This is a genomic window from Pseudomonas sp. NY15374 (assembly GCF_048068255.1).
Classification (GTDB): Bacteria; Pseudomonadota; Gammaproteobacteria; order Pseudomonadales; family Pseudomonadaceae; genus Aquipseudomonas; species Aquipseudomonas machongensis.
Map to the genome: position 1 here is coordinate 41,484 of NZ_JBLUPZ010000002.1, position 22,090 is coordinate 63,573.

At 64.6% G+C, this 22,090-nt stretch carries 17 protein-coding genes; 7 read left to right on the forward strand and 10 right to left on the reverse strand.

What is annotated here, in order from left to right; all coding sequences use genetic code 11:
• Positions 1-63: 63 nt before the first annotated feature.
• Positions 64-510, reverse strand: a complete 447-nt coding sequence (gene rnhA / locus ACNFHO_RS04550; RefSeq protein WP_054894343.1) for a ribonuclease HI — start codon at positions 508-510, stop codon at positions 64-66.
• A 46-nt stretch (positions 511-556) separates the two neighbouring features.
• Positions 557-1,315 (reverse strand): SAM-dependent methyltransferase, encoded by a 759-nt coding sequence (locus tag ACNFHO_RS04555; protein ID WP_125929400.1) that lies wholly within the window; start codon positions 1,313-1,315, stop codon positions 557-559.
• Between the two features lie 86 nt (positions 1,316-1,401).
• On the opposite strand from ACNFHO_RS04555, the gene gloB reads away from it, so the two are divergent.
• The 7 genes from gloB to ACNFHO_RS04590 all read left to right on the forward strand — a co-directional run bounded on the left by gloB (position 1,402) and on the right by ACNFHO_RS04590 (position 11,259).
• Complete coding sequence (gene gloB / locus ACNFHO_RS04560) at positions 1,402-2,181, forward strand: hydroxyacylglutathione hydrolase (RefSeq protein ID WP_063545564.1); 780 nt, start codon at positions 1,402-1,404, stop codon at positions 2,179-2,181.
• A gap of 100 nt (positions 2,182-2,281) precedes the next feature.
• Positions 2,282-3,715 (forward strand): lytic transglycosylase domain-containing protein, encoded by a 1,434-nt coding sequence (locus ACNFHO_RS04565; RefSeq protein ID WP_054894346.1) that lies wholly within the window; start codon positions 2,282-2,284, stop codon positions 3,713-3,715.
• 171 nt (positions 3,716-3,886) lie between these two features.
• Complete coding sequence (locus ACNFHO_RS04570) at positions 3,887-5,716, forward strand: extracellular solute-binding protein (protein ID WP_112898738.1); 1,830 nt, start codon at positions 3,887-3,889, stop codon at positions 5,714-5,716.
• Positions 5,713-7,554 carry an extracellular solute-binding protein gene (locus tag ACNFHO_RS04575; protein WP_054894347.1) on the forward strand — a complete coding sequence of 614 codons (1,842 nt, stop codon included), beginning with the start codon at positions 5,713-5,715 and terminating at the stop codon, positions 7,552-7,554. Before ACNFHO_RS04570 ends, ACNFHO_RS04575 begins: the two co-directional genes overlap by 4 nt.
• Before the next feature lies 1 nt (position 7,555).
• On the forward strand, positions 7,556-8,629 hold the full coding sequence (locus tag ACNFHO_RS04580; RefSeq protein ID WP_054894348.1) for a microcin C ABC transporter permease YejB: 1,074 nt from the start codon (positions 7,556-7,558) through the stop codon (positions 8,627-8,629).
• A gap of 1 nt (position 8,630) precedes the next feature.
• Positions 8,631-9,650, forward strand: coding sequence for an ABC transporter permease (locus tag ACNFHO_RS04585; RefSeq protein ID WP_054894349.1), 1,020 nt, complete (start codon positions 8,631-8,633; stop codon positions 9,648-9,650).
• Position 9,651: 1 nt separating this feature from the next.
• Complete coding sequence (locus ACNFHO_RS04590) at positions 9,652-11,259, forward strand: ABC transporter ATP-binding protein (protein WP_416765447.1); 1,608 nt, start codon at positions 9,652-9,654, stop codon at positions 11,257-11,259.
• 95 nt (positions 11,260-11,354) lie between these two features.
• On the opposite strand, the gene ACNFHO_RS04595 is transcribed toward ACNFHO_RS04590, so the two are convergent.
• From ACNFHO_RS04595 to ACNFHO_RS04630, 8 genes are all read right to left on the reverse strand, one after another.
• Positions 11,355-12,707, reverse strand: a complete 1,353-nt coding sequence (locus ACNFHO_RS04595; protein ID WP_416765448.1) for a spinster family MFS transporter — start codon at positions 12,705-12,707, stop codon at positions 11,355-11,357.
• A 139-nt stretch (positions 12,708-12,846) separates the two neighbouring features.
• A complete protein-coding gene (locus ACNFHO_RS04600) occupies positions 12,847-13,548 on the reverse strand; it encodes a response regulator (protein WP_054894352.1) in 702 nt (233 codons plus the stop codon).
• Positions 13,545-16,199, reverse strand: a complete 2,655-nt coding sequence (locus tag ACNFHO_RS04605) for a DUF4118 domain-containing protein (RefSeq protein ID WP_416765449.1) — start codon at positions 16,197-16,199, stop codon at positions 13,545-13,547. The genes ACNFHO_RS04600 and ACNFHO_RS04605 overlap by 4 nt, the downstream gene beginning before the upstream one ends.
• Positions 16,200-16,342: 143 nt before the next feature.
• The gene (kdpC, locus tag ACNFHO_RS04610; protein ID WP_416765450.1) at positions 16,343-16,906 is read right to left on the reverse strand and encodes a potassium-transporting ATPase subunit KdpC; all 564 of its coding nucleotides are present in this window, start codon (positions 16,904-16,906) and stop codon (positions 16,343-16,345) included.
• A gap of 13 nt (positions 16,907-16,919) precedes the next feature.
• Positions 16,920-18,971, reverse strand: a complete 2,052-nt coding sequence (kdpB, locus tag ACNFHO_RS04615; RefSeq protein ID WP_416765451.1) for a potassium-transporting ATPase subunit KdpB — start codon at positions 18,969-18,971, stop codon at positions 16,920-16,922.
• A gap of 10 nt (positions 18,972-18,981) precedes the next feature.
• Positions 18,982-20,676 carry a potassium-transporting ATPase subunit KdpA gene (kdpA, locus tag ACNFHO_RS04620; RefSeq protein ID WP_416765453.1) on the reverse strand — a complete coding sequence of 565 codons (1,695 nt, stop codon included), beginning with the start codon at positions 20,674-20,676 and terminating at the stop codon, positions 18,982-18,984.
• A gap of 9 nt (positions 20,677-20,685) precedes the next feature.
• Positions 20,686-20,775, reverse strand: a complete 90-nt coding sequence (gene kdpF / locus ACNFHO_RS04625) for a K(+)-transporting ATPase subunit F (RefSeq protein WP_063545570.1) — start codon at positions 20,773-20,775, stop codon at positions 20,686-20,688.
• 264 nt (positions 20,776-21,039) lie between these two features.
• Positions 21,040-22,086 (reverse strand): AI-2E family transporter, encoded by a 1,047-nt coding sequence (locus ACNFHO_RS04630; protein ID WP_200602834.1) that lies wholly within the window; start codon positions 22,084-22,086, stop codon positions 21,040-21,042.
• Between the last annotated feature and the right edge of the window lie 4 nt (positions 22,087-22,090).

A 22,090-nucleotide genomic window follows, 5' to 3' on the forward strand; every position in this document is an offset into this window, starting at 1 on the left:
CCAAGCGACTTCTGGGAAAGGGGGCGAGTATACATCAAACAGGCCACTGGCTTTGCAGCCGCCTCAACGCTTGGCGCGAAGCTCATCCACCCCGCGGTTGGCCAGCATGTCGGCCCGCTCGTTACCCGGATGGCCGATATGTCCGCGCACCCACTTCCAGGTCACCTTGTGCCGGTTGACCTGCTCATCGAGCAACTGCCAGAGGTCGGCATTCTTCACCGGCTCTTTGGCTGCGGTCTTCCAGCCGCGCTTTTTCCAGTTGGCCATCCACTCGGTGATGCCCTTCATCACATACTGCGAGTCGGTGGTCAGCACCACTTCGCATTCGCGCTTGAGCGCCATCAGCGCGCAGATCGCAGCCATGAGTTCCATGCGGTTGTTGGTGGTGTCGCGCTCGCCGCCCCACAGCTCCTTCTCGACGCCCTTGTAGACGATCAGGGCGCCCCAGCCACCCAGGCCAGGATTGCCCTTGCAGGCACCATCGGTGTAGATCTCGACGCTATCGCTCATGTACCGCCTTCGTTCGCTTGCAGGTTATCGACCATGGACGGCGCGGTCAGGGCTCGCTGTGACGACGATTGACCTTGGCCAGCGGCAGGGGCAACAGCTTGCCCATCGGCTCGCGGCGCTCCATGGGCAGCGGTCGCAGGCCAACCACCATCTTGCGCGCCACCAGCAGGTAAACACCCCCGCCCGCGGTCTGCCATCCCCCGGCCATCCGCTCCCACCCCGCCAAGCGTTGTTGCCAGACCGGGGAGGAAAGCGGCGGACGATAGCACCCGAAGCGGCGTTTCTCCAGCGCGAAGCCCAGCAGGTTGAGCCAATCGCCGACCCGCGACGGCGAGATGCAGCGCGCCTTGCGCAGCGCCCCGCGGCCGAAAAAGTGCCGCGCCCCCCAGGCGCTCCAGGGATTGATGCCAACGATCAACAGGTGCCCGCCCGGACGCACCGCGCTGGCAGCCTGGCGCAACAGACCGTGGGGCGAAAGGCTGAAATCCAGGCCATGCTGCAGCACCACCACATCAGCCGCATGCTCGGACAACGGCCAGGCCTGTTCCTCGCAGACGATCTCCACACCCGGCAATGGCGCGCCGAGGCGCACCGTGCGTTGCACCTGCGGCGCGCTGGGCGGTGTCTCGGCGCTCGGCCCATAGTGCACGAGAAAACCGCCGAAGAAGCGGCCCAGCTCATCCTCGAGCAGTTTTTCTTCCTCCTTGAGCATCAGTTGCCCGATGGGCCCGGCGAACCAGTCACGGGCCAGGCTGATCAGCTCCACCCACTCGGGGTCGGCCTGGGCAAAGGCTTGGTCGGTCATTGCATTCTCCCTCGAAGGTTTCTTCAGCCACGCCATCGCAGCTAAGATGCCTTCATGTCCCACGCCAGATGATTCGGATCCGCGCCATGATACAGATCGATGCCCTTCCCGCTTTCTCCGACAACTACATCTGGTTGTTACAGGATACTGCCAAACGCCAGTGCGCGGTGGTCGACCCCGGCGACGCCAAACCGGTGCTGCAGTGGCTGCAGGCACACACCGACTGGACGCTCACCGACATCCTCATCACCCACCACCACAACGACCATGTCGGCGGTGTGGAACAACTCAAGCAGGCGACCGGTGCCAAGGTCTACGGCCCGGCCAACGAACGCATTCCGAGCCGCGACGTGGCGCTGGACGACGGCGACACCGTGACGGCGCTGGGCGTGACCTTCGAGGTGCTTGCCGTACCTGGCCACACCCTCGGCCATATTGCTTATTACAGTGCAAAAACACCGACCCCGCTGCTGTTCAGCGGGGACACCCTGTTCGCCGCCGGTTGCGGGCGAATGTTCGAAGGCACACCCGAACAGATGCAACCGGCCCTGCAGCGCCTGGCCGCGCTACCCGAAGCCACCGCCGTCTACTGCGCCCACGAATACACCCTGAGCAACCTGCGCTTTGCCAAGGCTGTGGAGCCGGATAACCCGCATGTTATCCAACGCTTCGAAGCGGTTACCCGCCTGCGCGCCGACAATCGCATCACCCTGCCCTCGACCATCGGGCTGGAGCGCTTGACCAATCCGTTTCTTCGCACAACTGAAACATCCGTTAAACAAAAAGCAGACGAATGGAAGGGACATTCAAACGAATCCCAACCCGCTGTTTTTGCTGCCTTGAGGTCTTGGAAAGACGGCTTCTGATAACCTCACGATATATCGCAGCATGACATCCAAGGTTGACCCGACTGGATGCGGTTTCTAGAATCGCCGAAATTTTTTGCCCGGAAAACCGTGTCCGCCGATGTCTTCCCGTAGCCGCCGCACCGCTCATTCCGCCGCCCTGACGCGCCTGGCCCAGGTCAGCGCACTCGCTTTGGCCGCCACCCTCGTGGGCTGCCAGAGCACTCGTCAGGTCGACGAATCCGACAGCGTTCGCGCACACAACTACCAGGCCCGGATCAAGCACAAACCAGCGCCGCTGATGATCAAGCCGGCCGAGCAAAAAGCGCCCGAGGATGTCTGGGAGCGCATGCGCCAGGGCTTCGCCCTGCAAGACAGCATCGACGTCAACCCGCGTATCGAGCAACAGCGCCTGTGGTTCGCCAGCAACCCGAGCTTCCTCGAGAACGCCGGCGAGCGTGGCAGCCTCTACCTGCACTACATCGTCGAGCGCCTCGAAGAACGCGACATGCCTCTTGAGCTGGCGCTGCTGCCGGCCATCGAAAGCGCCTACAACCCGATGGCCTACTCCCGCGCCCACGCGGCAGGCATGTGGCAATTCATCCCGTCCACCGGGCGCCACTTCAACCTGCGCCAGACCAACTTCTACGACGGTCGTCGCGACATCACCGCTTCCACCAACGCCGCGCTGGACTACCTGACCCGCCTGCACGACATGTTCAATGGCGACTGGCTGCTGGCCCTGGCCGCCTACAACGCTGGTGAAGGCACTGTCAGCCGGGCGATCGAACGCAACGAGCGCCTCGGCCTGCCCACCGACTACTGGAACCTGCCGCTGCCTCAGGAGACCCGCGACTACGTGCCCAAGCTGCTGGCGCTGTCGCAGGTGGTCCTGACACCACAGGCCTATGGCGTCAACCTCAGCCCCATCGCCAACGAGCCCTACTTCGAAGCCGTCGCCATCAACGAGCGCCTCGACCTGACCCGCGTCGCCGCCTTCGCCAATATCGACGAAGACGAACTGATCCAGCTCAACCCCGCGTTCAAGAAACGCATGACGGTCGATGGCCCGCAGCAACTGCTCGTTCCTACCGCCAAGGCGCAACTGCTGACCAGCAGCCTGTCCAACCTCAAGCCCGAGCAACTGGTCAGCCTGCAACCGAACAAGGCCGTGTTCCAGGCCGCCCTCGCCGAGGCCAAGGCACCGGCCGCAACCAGCAGTTACCGAGTCAAGCGCGGCGACAACCTGGGCGCCATCGCCAAGGCCAACCGTGTGTCGGTCAAGGACATCCAGCGCTGGAATCGCCTGTCGGGCAGCAACCTGAAAGTCGGCCAGGTTCTGGCCCTGCGTGGCGGTAACGCGCCAAGCGCCTCAGCCAACCGCGTCGCGGCAGCCAAGCAGCGCTCCACCCAGTACAAGGTACGCAAGGGCGACTCGTACTATCTGGTGGCCAAACGGTTCAACGTCGAGATGAAACACCTCAAGCGCTGGAACCCGCGCAGCGGCCAGGCACTCAAGCCCGGCCAGACCCTCACCGTCTACCTGACGCGCTGACTGCGTAGGCGCGGGCTTGTCAGGACGGCGAGCCGGCGCCATGCACCGCGGTGCACTTTTCGCGGGCAAGCCCGCTCCCACAACAGCCCCCGCCATACCCTTTTTCCATTCCAGACAAGCTGTTACTGTACGCCGGACCAAGCCCAACGCCGCCTTGACCGGATTCCAGACTTGATAAGACCCCTCCTCCTGTCACTGAGCCTGGCCTTGAGCTTCCCCGCAGTCGCGACCGTGACCGAAAGCCACGGGTATGCGCAGTTCGGCACGCTCAAGTACCCGGCCACGTTCACCCATTTCGACTGGGTCAATCCGCAGGCGCCTAAAGGCGGAACCTTGCGGGCCATGGCATTCGGTACCTTCGACACGCTAAACCCCTACACCTTCAAGGGCACCAGCCCCGTTTCGACGCCGAATTTCCAGCAGTACGGCGTCAACGAGCTGAACGAGACCTTGATGGTCGGCACCGGCCAATACGACCCTTCCGGCGACGAACCGACCTCCAGCTACGGCCTGATCGCCCGCTCGGTGGAGTACAGCGAAGACCGCAGTTGGGTGGTGTTCAACCTGCGTCCCGAGGCGCGTTTCCATGACGGGCACCCCATCACCTCGGCCGACGTGGCGTTCTCCTACCGCACCCTGCTCAAGGAAGGCCATCCGCTGTACCGCACCAACCTGCAGGAAGTGCAGCGCGTCGACATCCTGGGGCCGTTGCGTATCCGCTTCGTCTTCAAGCGCGCCGGCAACCCGCTGCTGATCCTGCGCTTGGGCGAAATGCCAGTGCTGCCGAAGCACTACTGGCAAGATCGAGACTTCAAGGCCACCACCTTCGAGCCTCCGCTGGGCAGCGGTCCGTACCGCATCACCGAGGTGCAGCCCGGTCGGCGACTGGTGTTCAGCCGGGTGAAGAACTACTGGGGCAAGGATTTGCCGGTCAACCGCGGCAAGTACAACTTCAACCGCGTGGAGTTCGAGTTCTATCGCGACGCGACCGTGGCCTTCGAAGCGTTCAAGGCAGGCGAGTTCGATATCTACATCGAACACCAGGCCAAGAACTGGGCCAACGGCTACAACTTCCCGGCGATCCGCCGTGGCGATGTGATCAAGGCACAGATCCCGCACCGGATCCCGACCCAGACCCAGGGTCTGTTCATGAACACCCGCCGCGACGCCTTCGCCGACCCCAAGGTACGCCAGGCGCTGGGGCTGATGCTCGATTTCGAGTGGACCAACCGTGCCCTGTTCAGCAGTGCCTACCGTCGCTCGACCAGTTACTACCCCAACAGTGAATTCACCGCCAGCGGGCTGCCCACCGGCAAGGAATGGCTGCTGCTCTCACCGTTTCGCGAACAGTTACCCGCCAAGCTCTTCACCGAGCCCTACCAGGTCAGCCAGACCGACGGGCGTGGCATCGACCGCCAGACCTTGCGCACGGCCCTGGGCCTGCTCGGCGAAGCCGGCTGGAAGCTCGACGGGCAGCGCCTGGTCGACGCCAAAGGCCGCCAGTTGCGCCTGGAGTTGCTGCTGGTAAACCCGAATCTGGAACGCATCCTGCAACCTTATGTCGAAAATCTGTCCAGCATCGGCATCGACGCGCGCTTGCGCACGGTAGACCGAGCCCAGTACAAACAACGGCTGGACCAATTCGACTTCGACATGATCCTGATGACCCTGAACCAGACCCTCAGCCCCGGCCTTGAGCAGTGGCAGTACTTCCACTCAAGCCAGGCCACCGTCAAGGGCAGCAAGAACTACGCGGGCATCAAGGACCCTGTGGTCGATCACCTGCTCGACACGCTCATGGCCGCCCGCACCCGCGACGATCAGGTCGCCGCTGCGCGCGCACTGGACCGGGTGCTGTCGTGGCACTACTACATGATTCCCAACTGGTACCTGGACAACCATCGCCTGGCCTACCGCAACCGGTTCGCCTTCGTCACCACGCCGCCCTACACCCTGGGCTTGAACAGCTGGTGGCTCAAGACTTCGGAGAAAGCCAAATGATGCCGACGCCTCGCCTGCGCCTGGCCTGCAGCCTGTTGCTCGCCTGCCTGAGCCTACCCGCGCTGGCCGCCCCGCAACACGCCCTGACGCTCTACGACGAACCGCCCAAGTACCCCGCCGACTTCAAGCATTTCGACTACGTCAATCCCGATGCCCCCAAGGGCGGGACCTTCCGCCAGTCCAGCTTCGGCGGTTTCGACAGCCTCAACCCCTTCATCAACAAGGGCGTATCGGCCGACAACATCAGCATCATCTACGACACCCTGATGCGCCAGAGCCTGGACGAGCCCTTCACCGAGTACGGGCTAGTCGCCGGCAAGATCGAAAAGGCCCCTGACAACAGCTGGGTACGCTTCTACCTGCGACCTGAAGCACGCTTCCATGACGGCCACCCCATCCGCGCCGAAGACGTCGTGTTCAGCTTCAACGCCCTCACCCAGCAGGGTGCGCCGTTGTACCGCCAGTACTACGGTGATGTCTCCGAGGTGATCGTCGAAGACCCGCTGCGCGTCTTGTTCAAGTTCAAGCACAGCAACAACCGCGAACTGCCGCTGATCCTGGGCCAGTTGCCAGTGCTGCCCAAGCATTGGTACGAGACTCGCGACTTCACCCGCGGCAACCTCGAGATCCCGCTGGGCAGCGGCCCGTACAAGGTCGCCGAGGTCAAGGCCGGACGCTCGATCCGTTACGAGCGGGTCAAGGACTACTGGGCCAAGGACCTGCCGATCAACCGCGGCATGTTCAACTTCGACGCCATGACCTTCGACTCCTACCGCGACACTGCCGTCGCCCTCGAGGCGCTCAAGGCCGGGCAGTTCGACTATGCCCTGGAAGTCAGCGCGAAGAACTGGGCCACCGCCTACAATGTCCCTGCGGTGCGCGACGGGCGTCTGATCAAGGAAGAGTTGCCCAACGGCAATCCGGTCGGCATGCAGGGCTTCATCTTCAACCTGCGCAAGCCCGTGTTCCAGGACATCCGCGTGCGCCAGGCGCTGAGCCTGCTGCTCGATTACGAATGGACCAACAAGCAGCTGTTCAACGGTGCCTATACCCGCACCGGCAGCTACTTCGAAAACTCCGAGATGGCCGCTACGGGTCTCCCCTCCGCCGACGAGTTGAAGATTCTCGAGCCGCTGCGCGGCAAGATCCCCGAGCAGGTCTTCAGCGAGGCGTTCCACAATCCCGTCACCGACGGCAGCGGCATGATTCGCGAGCAGCAACGCAAGGCTTACCAGCTGTTGATGGACGCCGGTTGGAAGATCGAGAACGACAAGATGGTCGACGCCCAGGGCAAGCCGGTGTCGATCGAGTTTCTCCTGGCACAGACCGAGTTCGAACGCATCCTGCTGCCGTTCAAGCGCAACCTCGCCGACCTGGGCATCGACCTGACCATCCGCCGCGTCGACGTCTCGCAATACATCACGCGCCTGCGCTCGCGCGACTTCGACATGATCGTCGGCGGCTTCCCGCAATCCAACTCGCCGGGCAACGAACAGCGTGAGTACTGGACCAGCGCCGCCGCCGACCGCTCGGGCAGCCGCAACACCATCGGCCTGCGCGACCCGGCCATCGACCAACTGGTCGAAGACCTGATCAATGCCGACTCGCGCCAGAGCCTGGTCGCCCACACCCGCGCGCTGGACCGTGTACTGCTGTGGGGCTACTACGTCATTCCCAACTGGCACATCAAGACCTGGCGGGTCGCCTACTGGAACCACCTCGGCCATCCGAAGGTGTCACCCAAATACGATATCGGCATCGACACCTGGTGGATCAAGCCTGACGTGACCCCGGCCGTCAGCGAAGCGCGCGTGCCACTCGTGGACGAGGCGAACTGACATGCTTGCCTACATTCTGCGCCGCCTGCTGCTGATCATCCCGACCCTGTTCGGCATCCTCATCATCAACTTCATCATCGTCCAGGCCGCCCCCGGTGGCCCGGTCGAGCAGATGATCGCCAAGCTCGAAGGCTTCGATGGCGCCACCAGCCGCATTGCCGGCGGCGGTGCCGAAGTATCGGTAGCCGGCTCCAACTACCGCGGCGCCCAAGGCCTGGACCCGGCGCTGGTCGCTGAAATCGAACGCATGTACGGCTTCGACAAGTCAGCCCCAGAGCGGTTGTGGATCATGGTCAAGAACTACGCCCAGCTCGACTTCGGCGACAGCTTCTTCCGCGATGCCAAGGTCATCGACCTGATCGCCGAGAAGATGCCCGTGTCGATCTCGCTGGGGTTGTGGAGCACACTGATCATGTACCTGGTGTCGATCCCGCTAGGGATTGCCAAGGCGGTGCGCCATGGCAGCCACTTCGACGTCTGGACCAGCTCGGCGATCATCGTCGGCTACGCCATCCCCGCGTTCCTCTTCGCCATCCTGCTGATCGTGCTGTTCGCCGGTGGCAGCTATTTCGACTGGTTCCCGCTCCGGGGCCTGACCTCGAACAACTTCGACGAGCTGTCCACCACCGGCAAGGTGATGGACTACTTCTGGCACCTGGTGCTGCCGATCACCGCGCTGGTGATCGGCAACTTCGCCACCATGACCCTGCTGACCAAGAACAGCTTCCTCGACGAGATCAACAAGCAGTACGTGATCACCGCCAAGGCCAAGGGCCTGAGCCGCAACCGCGTGCTCTACGGCCATGTATTCCGCAACGCCATGCTGCTGGTGATCGCAGGCTTTCCGTCGGCGTTCATCGGTATCTTCTTCACCGGCTCCCTGCTGATCGAGGTGATTTTCTCTCTCGACGGCCTGGGCCTGATGAGTTTCGAAGCGGCCATCAACCGCGACTACCCGGTGGTGTTCGGCACCCTGTTCATCTTCACCCTGCTGGGGCTGGTGGTGAAACTGATCGGCGACCTCACCTACACCCTGGTCGATCCGCGCATCGACTTCGCCAGCCGGGAGCACTGACATGGCCCTCTCTCCCCTGAACCGCCGGCGCTTCGAGCGCTTCAAGGCCAACCGTCGCGGCTGGTGGTCGCTGTGGCTGTTCCTGATCCTGTTCGGCCTGAGCCTGGGTGCCGAGCTGATCGCCAACGACAAGCCCATCGCCGTGCGCTACGACGGCGAGTGGTACTTCCCGGCGTTCAAGCGCTACCCGGAAACCACCTTCGGCGGCGAATTCCCGCTGGAAGCCAACTACAAGAGCCCCTATATCCGCGAACTGCTGGAAAAAAAGGACAGCTTCGTGCTGTGGGCGCCGATCCCGTTCAGCTACCAGAGCATCAACTACGACCTGAAGGTCCCTGCCCCCGCGCCGCCTTCGGCCGACAACCTGCTCGGCACCGACGACCAGGGGCGCGACGTGCTCGCCCGGGTGATCTACGGATTCCGCGTCTCGGTGCTGTTCGCCCTGACGCTGACCATCGCCAGCTCCATCGTCGGCGTCATCGCCGGTGCCCTGCAGGGCTTCTATGGCGGCTGGGTGGACCTGGCTGGCCAGCGTTTCCTGGAAATCTGGTCGGGCCTGCCGGTGCTCTACCTGTTGATCATCCTCGCAAGCTTCGTGCAGCCCAACTTCTGGTGGTTGCTCGGCATCATGCTGCTGTTCTCATGGATGAGTCTGGTGGATGTCGTGCGCGCCGAGTTCCTGCGCGGACGCAACCTCGAGTACGTGCGCGCCGCCCGCGCCCTGGGTATGCGCAACGGCCCGATCATGTTCCGCCACATCCTGCCCAACGCCATGATCTCGACCATGACCTTCATGCCATTCATCCTCACCGGCGCCATCGGCACCCTCACCGCCCTCGACTTCCTCGGCTTCGGCTTGCCCGCCGGCTCGCCGTCGCTGGGCGAACTGGTCGCCCAGGGCAAGTCCAACCTGCAGGCGCCGTGGCTGGGCATCAGCGCCTTCGCCGTGCTGGCCGTCATGCTGAGCCTGCTGGTGTTCATCGGCGAATCCGCCCGCGATGCCTTCGACCCGAGGAAATGACATGAGCCAAGACACCCTGATCGAAGTGCGCGACCTGGCGGTGGAGTTCGTCACCGGCGAGCAGGTCAACCGCGTCGTCGATGGCATCAGTTTCGACATCCGCAAGGGCGAGACCCTCGCCCTGGTCGGCGAGAGCGGCTCAGGCAAATCAGTCACCGCCCACTCGATCCTGCGCCTGCTGCCCTACCCGCTTGCACGCCACCCCAGCGGCACCATCCACTACGACGGCAAGGACCTCCTGCACCTGGGCGAGAAGCCCATGCAGCGCATCCGCGGCAATCGCATCGCGATGATTTTCCAGGAGCCGATGACCTCGCTGAACCCACTGCATTGCATCGAGAAGCAGATCAACGAGATCCTCCTGCTGCACAAAGGCCTCACCGGCAAGCAGGCCACCGCGCGCACCCTGGAGCTGCTCGAACTGGTCGGCATCCCCGACCCGAAGAAGCGCCTCAAGGCCCTGCCCCATGAGCTCTCCGGCGGCCAGCGCCAGCGCGTGATGATCGCCATGGCCCTGGCCAACGAACCCGAACTGCTGATCGCCGACGAGCCCACCACCGCGCTCGACGTCACCGTGCAGCTCAAGATTCTCGATTTGCTCAAGTCCCTGCAGGCGCGCCTGGGCATGGCGCTGCTGCTGATCAGCCACGACCTCAACCTGGTGCGGCGTATCGCCCACCGCGTGTGCGTGATGCAGTGCGGCAAGATCGTCGAACAGGCCGACTGCGAGACACTGTTCAAGGCCCCGCAGCACCCCTATACGCAGATGCTGATCAATGCCGAACCCAGCGGTGGCCCGGCGACGAACGCGATCGGCAAGCCGCTGCTGGAAGTCAACGACCTGAAGGTGTGGTTCCCGATCAAGAAGGGCCTGCTGCGCCGCACTGTCGATCATGTGAAAGCCGTCGACGGGATCAATTTCAGCCTCCCGCAGGGGCAAACCCTGGGGATCGTTGGTGAGAGCGGATCGGGCAAATCGACATTGGGGCTGGCGATCCTGCGCTTGATCGCAAGCCAGGGTGGGATTCGCTTCCACGGGCAGTCGCTGGAAGGGCTGAAGCAGCAGGAAGTGCGGCCGCTGCGCCGCGAAATGCAGGTGGTGTTCCAGGACCCGTTCGGCAGCCTGAGCCCGCGCATGTGCGTGGCCGATATCGTTGGCGAGGGCTTGCGGATTCACAAGATCGGCACCCCCGCCGAGCAGGAAGCCGCGATCGTTGCGGCGCTGGAGGAAGTGGGGCTGGACCCGCGCACACGGCACCGGTATCCGCACGAGTTCTCTGGCGGGCAGCGACAGCGGATCGCGATCGCCCGGGCACTGGTTTTGAAGCCGGCATTGATCCTGCTGGACGAACCGACCTCGGCGCTGGACCGCACCGTACAGCGCCAGGTCGTGGAGCTGCTGCGCAACCTGCAGTTGAAGTACAACCTGACGTACCTGTTCATCAGCCATGACCTGGCGGTGGTCAAGGCGTTGAGTCACCAATTGATGGTGATCAAGCACGGGCACGTGGTGGAGCAAGGCGATGCGCAGGAGATCTTCCATGCGCCGCAGCATCCGTATACGCGTCAGTTGCTGGAGGCGGCGTTTCTGGAGACGGCGAACAGTTGATCCCTTTGTGCAATGACAAAGAGCGACTAACTCGTTCAAAACCCAAGAGCCTGCTCAGCCCTGATAGGAGTGAGCAGGCTCAAGTCGGCTAGCGCTCAGGCTTCGGCGGCGCGGGCAGTCACTGCCTCGCCTTCGAGCACCATCCCCTCGCGCATCTTCTGCGCATCACGCACAAAGCAACGCGACGCCGCCAGCAGAAACACCAGGGTCAGCAGCAGCGCCACCGGGATCAGGTACATCGCGTCATGCAGCCCCTGGGCCTTGAACGCCTCGCTCATCACCAGCTGTCCCGCCGCCTCCATGGCCGACACGGCAAAATGATCCGACAGCCCGCCGACCACCACCGGCCCCAGGCCGCCGCCGAGCAGGTACAGCCCGGCGAAGTACAGGGCCATGGCGGTAGCACGCAGGCGCGGTTGCACCACATCCTGAATCGCCGTGTACACGCAGGTATAGAAGTTGTACGAGAACAGCCAGCCGACGCCGAACACCGCGACGAACAGCCCCAGCTCGATACGCCCGGCATGCAGTGCCCAGGCGGTGGCGAGAGTGGCCACCAACATGCTCAGCGCGGCGAACAACAGACGCCCATTGGCAAAACGCTGGTGCACCTTGTCGGCCACCCAGCCCCCTAGCGTGAGCCCCACCAGGCCGCTCAGACCGACGATCATCCCCGTTGCCACGGCCGCATCGTGCAAGGGCAAGGCGAAGTAGCGCTGCAGCATCGGCACCATGAACGAGTTGCAGGCATAGGAAGCGAAGTTGAAGGTCAGCCCCGCCAGTACCAGCCAGGCGAACGTGGGCACGCTCAGCACCCGACGCAGCGGGCGATCGATCGGCGCGAGGGAGATGGCAACGGTTTCCGCAGCGCCCCGGGCAGGTTCGCGGATCAGGAAGATGAACAGCGCCAACACCAGGCCGGGTACCGCAGCGATGAAGAACGGCGCACGCCAGCTGCCAAACGCCTGGACCATGGCGCCGATGGTGAAGAACGCCAGCAACAGGCCTAGCGGCAGGCCAAGCATGAAGATGCCCATCGCCCGCGACCGTCGCTCGGCCGGGAACAGATCGCCGATCAGCGAGTTGGCGGCCGGCGCATAGCTGGCTTCACCGATGCCCACGCCCATGCGCACCAGCAGAAAACTCCAGAAGCTGCCGACCATGCCGTTGACCGCCGTCAGCCCGCTCCAGGCCGCCAGGCCCCAGCCCATCAGCTTGGCCCGCGAGCCGGTATCGGCCATGCGCGCTAGCGGCAGGCCAGCGATGGCGTATACCAAGGTGAAGGCGGTGCCGATCAGGCCGATCTGGAAGTCGCTCAGGTGCCATTCCAGGCGGATCGGTTCGATGATGATCGCGGGTATGGTGCGGTCGAAGAAGTTGAACAGGTTGGCCAGAAACAGCAGGAACAAGATGCGCCAGGCGTTGGACGCTTGGGGGGCGGTGGTCATGGTCGGGTCCCTCGTTATCGTTATTCAGGGCTTCCAGCACGCCTGACGAAATCTAGAGGGTAAGGTGCGAAACGTCTGCCACCATTGACCGGGCTTATATCGCGCGATGGGCTGGAGCCTGACGGACCGCCCGCAGCCTTCAGACCGATGGCGGCGCCACCAACCGATAGCCCACACCCGCCTCGGTGATGATGTACCGCGGAGCGGTCGGATCGTCGCCCAGCTTGTGCCGCAGATGCCCCACCACGATGCGCAGGTAGTGGGTGTCGTCGACATGGGTCGGGCCCCAGATATCCTTGAGCAGTTGCTGTTGGGTGATCACCCGCCCCGGATGCCCGGCCAGTTGCGCCAGCAGCGCGTACTCCTTGCGTGTCAGTGCCACCTCGACGCCGTCGAGCGTGACCTTGCGATAGGCGAAGTCGACCACCAGCGCACCGAAGCTGGCACTGGCCGCTTGCCCGGAGCCCGCCTGGGGTTTGTGCCGCAACAGCGCGCGCACCCGGGCAAGGAACTCCTGGATACCGAACGGCTTGGTCACGTAGTCGTTGGCACCGCCATCCAGCGCATCGACCTTCTGCACCTCGCTGGCTCGCACCGACAGCACCATCACCGGCACGGCGCTCCACTCGCGCAGTTCGCGCAACACCTGCTGGCCGTCCATATCCGGCAAGCCGAGATCGAGCACCACCAGATCAGGCTTGCTCAGCGCCGCCTGAGCCAGGCCTTCGCCGCCGGTCGCAGCCTCGATCACCTTGTAGCCCTGGGACACGAGGCTGATGCGCAGGAACTTGCGGATCTGCGGTTCGTCGTCGATGACCAGAAGGGTGGCGGCTTGGCTCATGGGGCTTCACTGTCGCTGTCGGGTTGAAGAGGCAACGGCAAGCATAGAGTGATGCAGGTGCCCTGGCCATCGATGCCCTCGCCGACCAGTATGTTGCCGCCATGGGCGCCGATCATGCCCTGGCAGATCGCAAGCCCCAGGCCTGTGCCCTGCCCGCCGCGGTCGCCGCGGGCAGCGGTGTAGAACATGTCGAAGATCTTCTCGCGCTCGGCCACCGGAATGCCCGGGCCCTGATCCGCGACCGCGAAGCACAGGTGCTCGTCCTGCACCTCCACCCGCAGCGCCAGGCGACCATTGACCGGCGAGAAACGTGCGGCATTCTCCAGTACGTTGACCAGCGCCTGCTCGATCAGCGCTGCATGCACGAACAGCAGGGGCAGCTCTGCAGGTACCTCGGTGTCTACGCGCAACGGTGCCAGCACCGCGCGCAGACGGTTCAGAGCGCTGCCAACGATATCGCCGGGCGACACCCAGTCACGCGCAAGCTTCAAGCCGCCATGGCCCAGCCGGGTCATGTCGAGCAGGTTCTGGATGTAACGATCCAGGCGCTCGGCTTCGTTGCGTGTCCCTTCGAGCAGCTCACGGCGATCGTCCGGAGGGATCGCATCACCCAGTGCCAGCAAGCTGTCGATGCTACCGCGCATGGCGGTCAGCGGGGTGCGCAGATCATGGGACACCGAGGCAAGCAAGGCGCTGCGCAACTGCTCGGTTTCGCCATGCAGGCGCGCGGCTTCGAGCTGCTCGCCCAGGCGCGCGCGGGCCAGAGCCTGGGCCAGCGGCTCGGCCAGCGCCGTCAGCAAGCGACGGCGCTGTGCGCTCAACGGCTCGCCCGAGGCCGGCTGCACACCCAGCAAGGCCAAGGGAGTCTCGTCGACCGCCAGCGGCCACCACCACCAGCGGCCATGGGGCAAGGTATCGCTGCCATGCCCTGCTGCCTGGCCATGTTGCCAGGCCCATTCGGCAGCGGCGCGCTCGTTATCGGTAAAGACCTGCGGCCCGCCGCTGGCCACCTGCAACAAGCCTTCGGCATCGCGCTCGAGCAGACAGATCTGGATGCCCTGCCAATCGTTCAGGTGCTGCCCGGCGGCACTGAAAACCGCCTGGCGATCCGTGGCCACGGTCAGGCGACGCGACAGGTCGAGCAGTTGCCGGGTCTCGCCCTGGGTTTCGCGCAGCGCCTGCAACTGACGGCGCTGACGAGCGGCGAGATTGCCGGTCAGGGCCGCCATGAGCAGGAAGAACACCAGGGTCAGCACATCCTCTTCGCGCTGGATGCTGAACGAAAAGCTCGGCGGGATGAACAGGAAGTCGTAGGTCAGGAACGACAGCGCCGCACAGGCCAGCGCAGGCCCCAGGCTGCTGCGCACCGCGACCAGCAGCACCGCGGCGAGGAACACCAGCGAAATGTTCGGCAACGCCAGCACGCTGGACACGGCCCAGGCCAGACCTGCAGCCAGCATGGTGGCCAGCAGCGCCAGCCAATAGTGGCGCCAGACCCACACTCGATTGACCACCGCCCGTGTCGGTACAGGTTGAGCGTCGCGGTCGAGCACATTGATCTCCAACCCCCGGCTGTCGCGCAGCAAGCGTGCAGCGACGCCCGCACCGAGCACGCGGCGGCGCAGACGGTCGCGGGACTGGCCGACCAGCACCAGGCTCGCCCGTCGTTCCAGCGCATGCTGGATGAGCGTGCGCGCCACCTCCCCGGCCCTGAGCACCACGACTTCGCCGCCCAGGCGCTCGGCCAGTTGCTGCGCGGCCTGCAGGCGCTGACGAGCGCCCTCGTCACGCAGCTTGCCGTTGTCGACATGCACCAGACTCCACGGCAAATGCCGACGCTGGGCGACGCGGCTGGCATGGCGCACCAGACGCTCGGCCCGCTCATCGCCATCGATCCCGACCAGCAGGCGCCCTCGCAAGGTCGGCGCCTGCTCGCCGCGCTGGCGGTAGCCATGGGCAAGGTCGGCATCGACCTGGGCTGCAGCGGTCTGCATGGCCAGTTCGCGCAAGGCGGTGAGGTTGGTCTGGGAGAAGAACGCATCGATCGCTGCCCGTGCCTGCTCAGGCACGTAGACCTTGCCTTCGCGCAAGCGCTCGAGCAGTTCACGTGGCGGCAGGTCGATCAGCACCAGCTCGAAGGCTTCCTGCAGCACCCAGTCGGGCAGGGTTTCGCGCACCTGAACGCCCGTGATGTCGCGAACCTTGTCGTTGAGGCTTTCCAAGTGCTGGACATTGACCGTGGTATACACATCGATACCGGCAGCGAGCAGTTCCTGAACATCCTGCCAGCGCTTGGCGTGACGGCTGCCCGGGGCGTTGGTATGAGCCAGCTCGTCGACCAGCGCCAGCGGTGGTGAAGCCTTGAGCAGGCCATCGAGGTCCATTTCTTCCAGGATGACGCCGCGGTACTCGCTGCGCAGCAAGGGCTGCTGCGCCAAGCCACCGAGCAGCGCCTCGGTTTCGGCCCGGCCATGGGTCTCCACCACCGCCGCCAGCACCTTTACCCCCTGGCGCTGCTGGGCATGGGCGGCCTGGAGCATGGCGAACGTCTTGCCCACGCCGGGAGCTGCGCCCAGAAATACTTTAAGCCTGCCGCGACCGTTGCGGGGCAGGCTCGCCAACAGCGCATCGGCGCGGGCGGAATCACTCATGCTTGATCCTTTGGTAAGGGGGCCAGGGGCCTGCTTCGCAGGCCATCATGGGGCAAGCCACAGGTCCTGCGCCGTTCTTGTGAACGCCGGTGAACCTGGGGGAGCGGGCTTGCCCCGCGATGGCCGCGACACGGTCTGGATTATCAGCGATCAGTAACAGGCGCCAACCGCTCCAACGCATGGTTCAACGCCAACACATTGACCACCGGCGGGCCGACCAATGGCCGCAGAGTGGCCTCATCCACCAGCGCTTGCAAGCGCTCGATGGGGATCTGCCGCGCCGCCGCAACGCGCGGCAACTGGTAGGCGATCGCCTCGGGCGGCAATTGCGGGTCGAGTCCGCTGCCGGAGGTGGTCAACAGGGCCTGCGGCACCGGCCCAAGCTCAGGCTGGTACAGGGCGGCGGCATCACTCTTGACCCGCTCCGCCAGCGCCGGATTGCTCGGTGCCAGGTTGCTCGCGCTGCTGGACACCGTCGCGAAGGCGCCGGCCGAAGGGCGCGACTGGAACCAGCCGTCGCCCTTGAATTCCTGGGCGATCAACGCCGAGCCGCGAACCTGCCCCTGCTCATCGCGCACCAGGCTGCCATTGGCCTGTTCGGGGAAGGCGACCTGGGCGATACCGGTCACCGCCAGCGGGTACAACGCGCCGGTGACCAGGGTCATCAGCAGGACCAGGCTCACGGCCGGGCGTACGTAGGTGCTCATGTTCGTCTCTCCTTCAGACCAGGTGCAGTGCAGTGAGCAGCATGTCGATCAGCTTGATCCCGGCGAACGGCACGAGGATGCCGCCTACGCCGTAGATCAGCAGATTGCGCCGCAGCAGGTGCGCGGCACTTGCCGCCTGCACGCGCACACCGCGCAAGGCCAGGGGGATCAGCACGATGATGATCAGCGCGTTGAAGACGATCGCCGAAAGGATCGCGCTTTGCGGGCTGCTCAGGCGCATCAGGTTGAGCACACCCAGTTGAGGGTAGATCGAAGCGAACAGCGCAGGCAGGATGGCGAAGTACTTGGCCACGTCGTTGGCGATGGAGAACGTGGTCAGTGCACCACGGGTCACCAGCAGTTCCTTGCCGACCTGGACCACATCCAGCAGCTTGGTCGGATCGCTGTCCAGGTCGACCATGTTGGCCGCCTCGCGCGCCGCCTGGGTACCGTCGTTCATGGCCATGCCGACATCCGCCTGGGCCAAGGCCGGGGCATCGTTGGCACCGTCACCGCACATGGCGACCAGGCGGCCGTCATTCTGCTCCTGGCGAATGCGCGCCAGCTTCTTCTCAGGGGTGGCCTCGGCAAGCACGTCATCGACACCGGCCTCGGCGGCGATGGCCGCAGCGGTCAGCGGATTGTCGCCGGTCACCATCACGGTGCGGATACCCAGTTTGCGCAACTCGGCGAAACGCTCACGGATACCGGGCTTGACCACGTCCTTGAGGTGAATCACCCCCAGCAGGTGGCGGTCGACGCATACCAGCAAGGGGGTGCCGCCGCTCTGGGCGATGCGTTCGACTTCACGGGCCAGCGAAGCCGGCATTTCCAGGCGTTGCAGGCCGACGAACGCCAGCACCGCGTCCACCGCGCCCTTGCGGTAGTGACGCTGCCCGAAGTCGATACCCGAAAGGCGCGTCTCGGCGCTGAAGGCGATGGCGCTGTACTGCGCGGCAGCCGGTTCGTCGAAGTCGTGCAACTGGCGCAGGTAGTCGACGATGGACTTGCCCTCGGCCGTGTCGTCGGCCAGCGAGGCAAGCAAGGCTCCCTCCCCCAGTTCTTTGGCGGTAACACCGGGCGCGGCGTGCAGGGCACTGCAGCGGCGGTTGCCGAAGGTGATGGTGCCGGTCTTGTCGAGCATCAACGTGTGCACGTCGCCCGCAGCCTCCACCGCACGCCCGGAGCGGGCGATGACGTTAAGGCGCACCAGGCGATCCATACCCGCGATACCGATGGCCGACAGCAGGCCACCAATGGTCGTCGGGATCAGCGTCACCAGTAACGCGGCGAGGAAGATCAGCGGCAGGCTACCGCCCACGAAATGGGCGAACGGCTGCAAGGTCACCACCACGATCAGGAAAATCAGGGTCAGGCCGATCAGCAGGATATCCAGGGCAATCTCGTTGGGGGTCTTCTGGCGCTTGGCGCCTTCGACCAGGGCGATCATGCGGTCCAGGGTCGACTCACCGGGGTTGCTGGTGATGCGTATCAGCAACCAGTCGGAAACCAGCCGGGTATTGCCGGTCACGGCCGAACGATCACCACCGGATTCGCGGATCACCGGCGCAGACTCGCCGGTGATCGCCGCCTCGTTGACGGCGGCGATGCCTTCGAGCACCTCGCCATCACCCGGGATCAGCTCACCGGCCACCACGCGCACCACATCGTCCTTGCGCAATGCGGTGGCAGCGACGGTTTCGAAGCTGCCATTGGCCAGACGGCGCTGAGCGGTCAGGCCCTGGCTGCCGGCCTTGAGGCTATCGGCACGGGCCTTGCCCCGGCCTTCCGCCAAGGCTTCGGCAAAATTGGCAAAGAGTACGGTGAACCACAGCCACAGGGCGATCTGCACCGCCACGCCGGTGCTCACACCGCTGCCGGGCACCAGGCACAGGACCGTGGTCAGCACAGCCGTCAGGGCGACCACCAGCATTACCGGCGAGCGCTTGAGCTGGCGCGGATCGAGCTTGACGAAGGCCTGCACCAGGGCCAGGCGCCAGAGCGCGGCGAAGCGGGTCTGGTCGACGGCGCGGGTAGCTTTCACTTCAGAAATGGGCATGTTCATGTTCGGATCCTCAGAAACCCAGGCTCAGCTGTTCGGCGATCGGCCCCAGGGCCAGGGTCGGCAGGAAGGTCAGTCCACCGACCAGCAGGATGGTCACCAACAGCAGGCCGGCGAACAGCGGGCCATGGGTGGGGAAGCTGTTCTGGCCCTGCGGCGCGCTTTTCTTGGCGGCCAGGCTGCCTGCAAGGGCCAGCACTGGCAGGATGTAGCCGAAGCGCCCGATCAGCATGGCCAGGCCGATCATCAGGTTGTGGAACACCGTGTTGGCACTGAAGCCGCCGAAAGCCGAGCCGTTGTTGGCGGTGCCGGAGGTGTAGGCATACAGCAGCTGGCTGAAGCCATGCGGCCCCGGATTGCTCACCGCACCTGCCGACCCCGGCAGGCTGGCGGCGATGGCGCCGAGCACCAGCACGCCAACCGGCATCACCAGCAGCGTCGCCACCAACAGTTGCACTTCACGGGCCTGCAACTTCTTGCCCAGGTATTCCGGTGTGCGACCGATCATCAACCCGGCCAGGAATACCGCGATCAGCACGAACAGCAGCATGCCGTAGAGGCCCGCACCGACGCCGCCGAAGATCACCTCGCCGACCATCATGTTGACCATCGCCACCATGCCTGTCAGCGGATTGAGGCTGTCGTGCATGGCGTTGACCGAGCCGTTGGAGGCGGAGGTCGTCGTCACGGCCCACAGCACGCTCGCGGTGGTGCCGAAGCGGCTTTCCTTGCCTTCCATCGGCGCGCTTTGCTGCACCTGAGCGCTGTCCAGGGCCGGGTTGGGCTGGTACTCGGCCCACAGGCCGACCGCACCGCCGATCAGGAACAGGCCCAACATGCAGGCCAGGATCGCCCGGCTCTGACGCAGGTCCTTGACGTAGTGGCCGAAGGTGAACACCAGTGCCACCGGAATCAGAATGATCGAAGCCACCTCGAGCAGGTTGCTCCAGGCTGTCGGGTTCTCGAACGGATGCGCCGAGTTGACGCCGAAGAAGCCGCCGCCGTTGGTGCCCAGTTGCTTGATCGCGATCTGGCTGGCCGCAGGGCCCAGCGGGAGCCTCTGGTCGGCACCTTGCAGGGTGACGGCATGGGCGTAGTCGGCGAAGGTCTGTGGCACACCCTGCCACACCAGCAGCAACGCCAGCACGATGCACAGTGGCAGCAGGCCATAGAGGGTGGCACGGGTCATGTCGACCCAGAAGTTACCCAGGTTGTGAGTGGAGCGCCGGCCGATACCACGGCACAGGGCGACCAGCACGGCAAGGCCGGTGGCAGCGCTGACGAAGTTCTGCACGGTCAGGCCGATCATCTGGCTCAAGTAGCTGAGCGAGGCCTCACCGCTGTAGGCCTGCCAGTTGGTGTTGGTCATGAAGCTGACAGCGGTGTTGAATGCCAGCGACCATTCCTGGCCCGGCAGATGCTGCGGGTTGAGCGGCAGCGAGCCCTGCAGCAGGAGCACGGCGAACAGCACCAGGAAGCCCACCAGGTTGAAGGCCAGCAGCGCCAGGGTGTATTGCTTCCAGTTCTGCTCCTGCTCGGCGCGCACCCCGGACAACCGGTAGCAACCCTGCTCTACCGGGCCGAGGATCGGCGACAGCCAGGTACGCTGACCCTCCATGACCTTGTAGTAGAACCGCCCAAGCCAGGGTGCTGGTAGCAGCACAAGGGCCAGAAACGCCAGCAGCAATGCGAAGTCGTAGCTGTGCATGGCCGCTCCCTAGCTGCGATCGGCGCGCAGCAGCGCAACCAGCAGGTAAATGGCCAACGCCACTGCCAGCAGCAGTGACACTCCGTCGAGCATGTTCATCGGTGGATCTCCCCGTCTTGCGGCGTCGGCCGCTTTGGGGGAATTGTCGGGGCGGGGGGCGTAAAGGGACGAGATCGGGGGGGCGGGATGGGAATAAAGAATGCGTAAAGTTTGGTTTCTGGATCATCAATACCGGCCTTTTCGCGGGCAAGCCGGCTCCCACAGGGATTGGGCTGGTCTTTAAATTTTGAGCAAGACAGAATCTCCTACAGCAGATCGCGGTGCCTGTAGGAGCGGGCTTGCCCGCGAAGAGAACGCTGCAGGTCAGCGCTGAACCTGCCCCGAATGCCGGCTCCAGTCCAGCAGCAGGCTGTAGCCGACGGCAAGCAGGGTCGGCCCGATGAACAGGCCGATGAAGCCAAACGCGATCAACCCGCCAAACACGCCGAGCAGCACGATCACCAGCGGCAGGTTGCCGCCTCGGCTGATCAGATACGGCTTGAGCACGTTATCCACGCCGCTGATGATGAAGGTGCCCCATATCCCGAGGAACACCGCCATCCCGTACTCGCCCTTCCACACCAGCCAGCCGGTAGCAGGAATCCAGGCCAGTGGCGGCCCCATCGGGATCAGGCTGAGCATGAAGGTCACCAGGCCCAGCACGATCGCACCGGGCACGCCGGCGATCATGAAGCCGATCAGCGCCAGCAGCCCTTGCGCTGCGGCGGTACCGATCACACCGTTGACCACCCGCTGTACGGTACCGGCCACCAGGTCGATGTAGTACTCGGCGCGCTCTCCCACCAGGCGCTGCAGCAAGCGTTGCACGAACGCGGCCAGGCGTGGGCCGTCGCGGTAGAAGAAGAACACGAAGACGATACTGAGCGTGAGCTCCAGCACGCCGCTGCCGATCTGGGCGCTACGCGCCAGGAACCAATTGCCGACCTGGCCGAGGTACGGTTTGGCCGAGGCGATCAGAGCCGCACCCTGCTGGTCGAGGGACTCCCACCAGTTGACCAGGCGCTCGCCGATGAAGGGAATGCCACGCACCCACTCCGGCGCATCCGGCAAACCCTCCAACTGCACGTCACGCACGAAGTTGGTGGCGTCACGCACATGGTCGGCCAGGTTGAAGCCCAGCCACACCAGCGGCAGGGCGACCACCAGGATCCACACCGTCGTGAGGATGCTGGCCGCGAGGGTTTCGCGCCCACCCAGCAGGCGCGTCAACAAGCGCATCAGCGGCCAGCTGGCAAAGGCCAGAATCGCCCCCCAGAGTAGCGCCGAGATGAACGGCGCCATGACCCACAAGGCGGCGCCCAACAGCGCCAGCAACAGAATCTGGACCAGCAGACGGTCATTGTTGGCCATGATG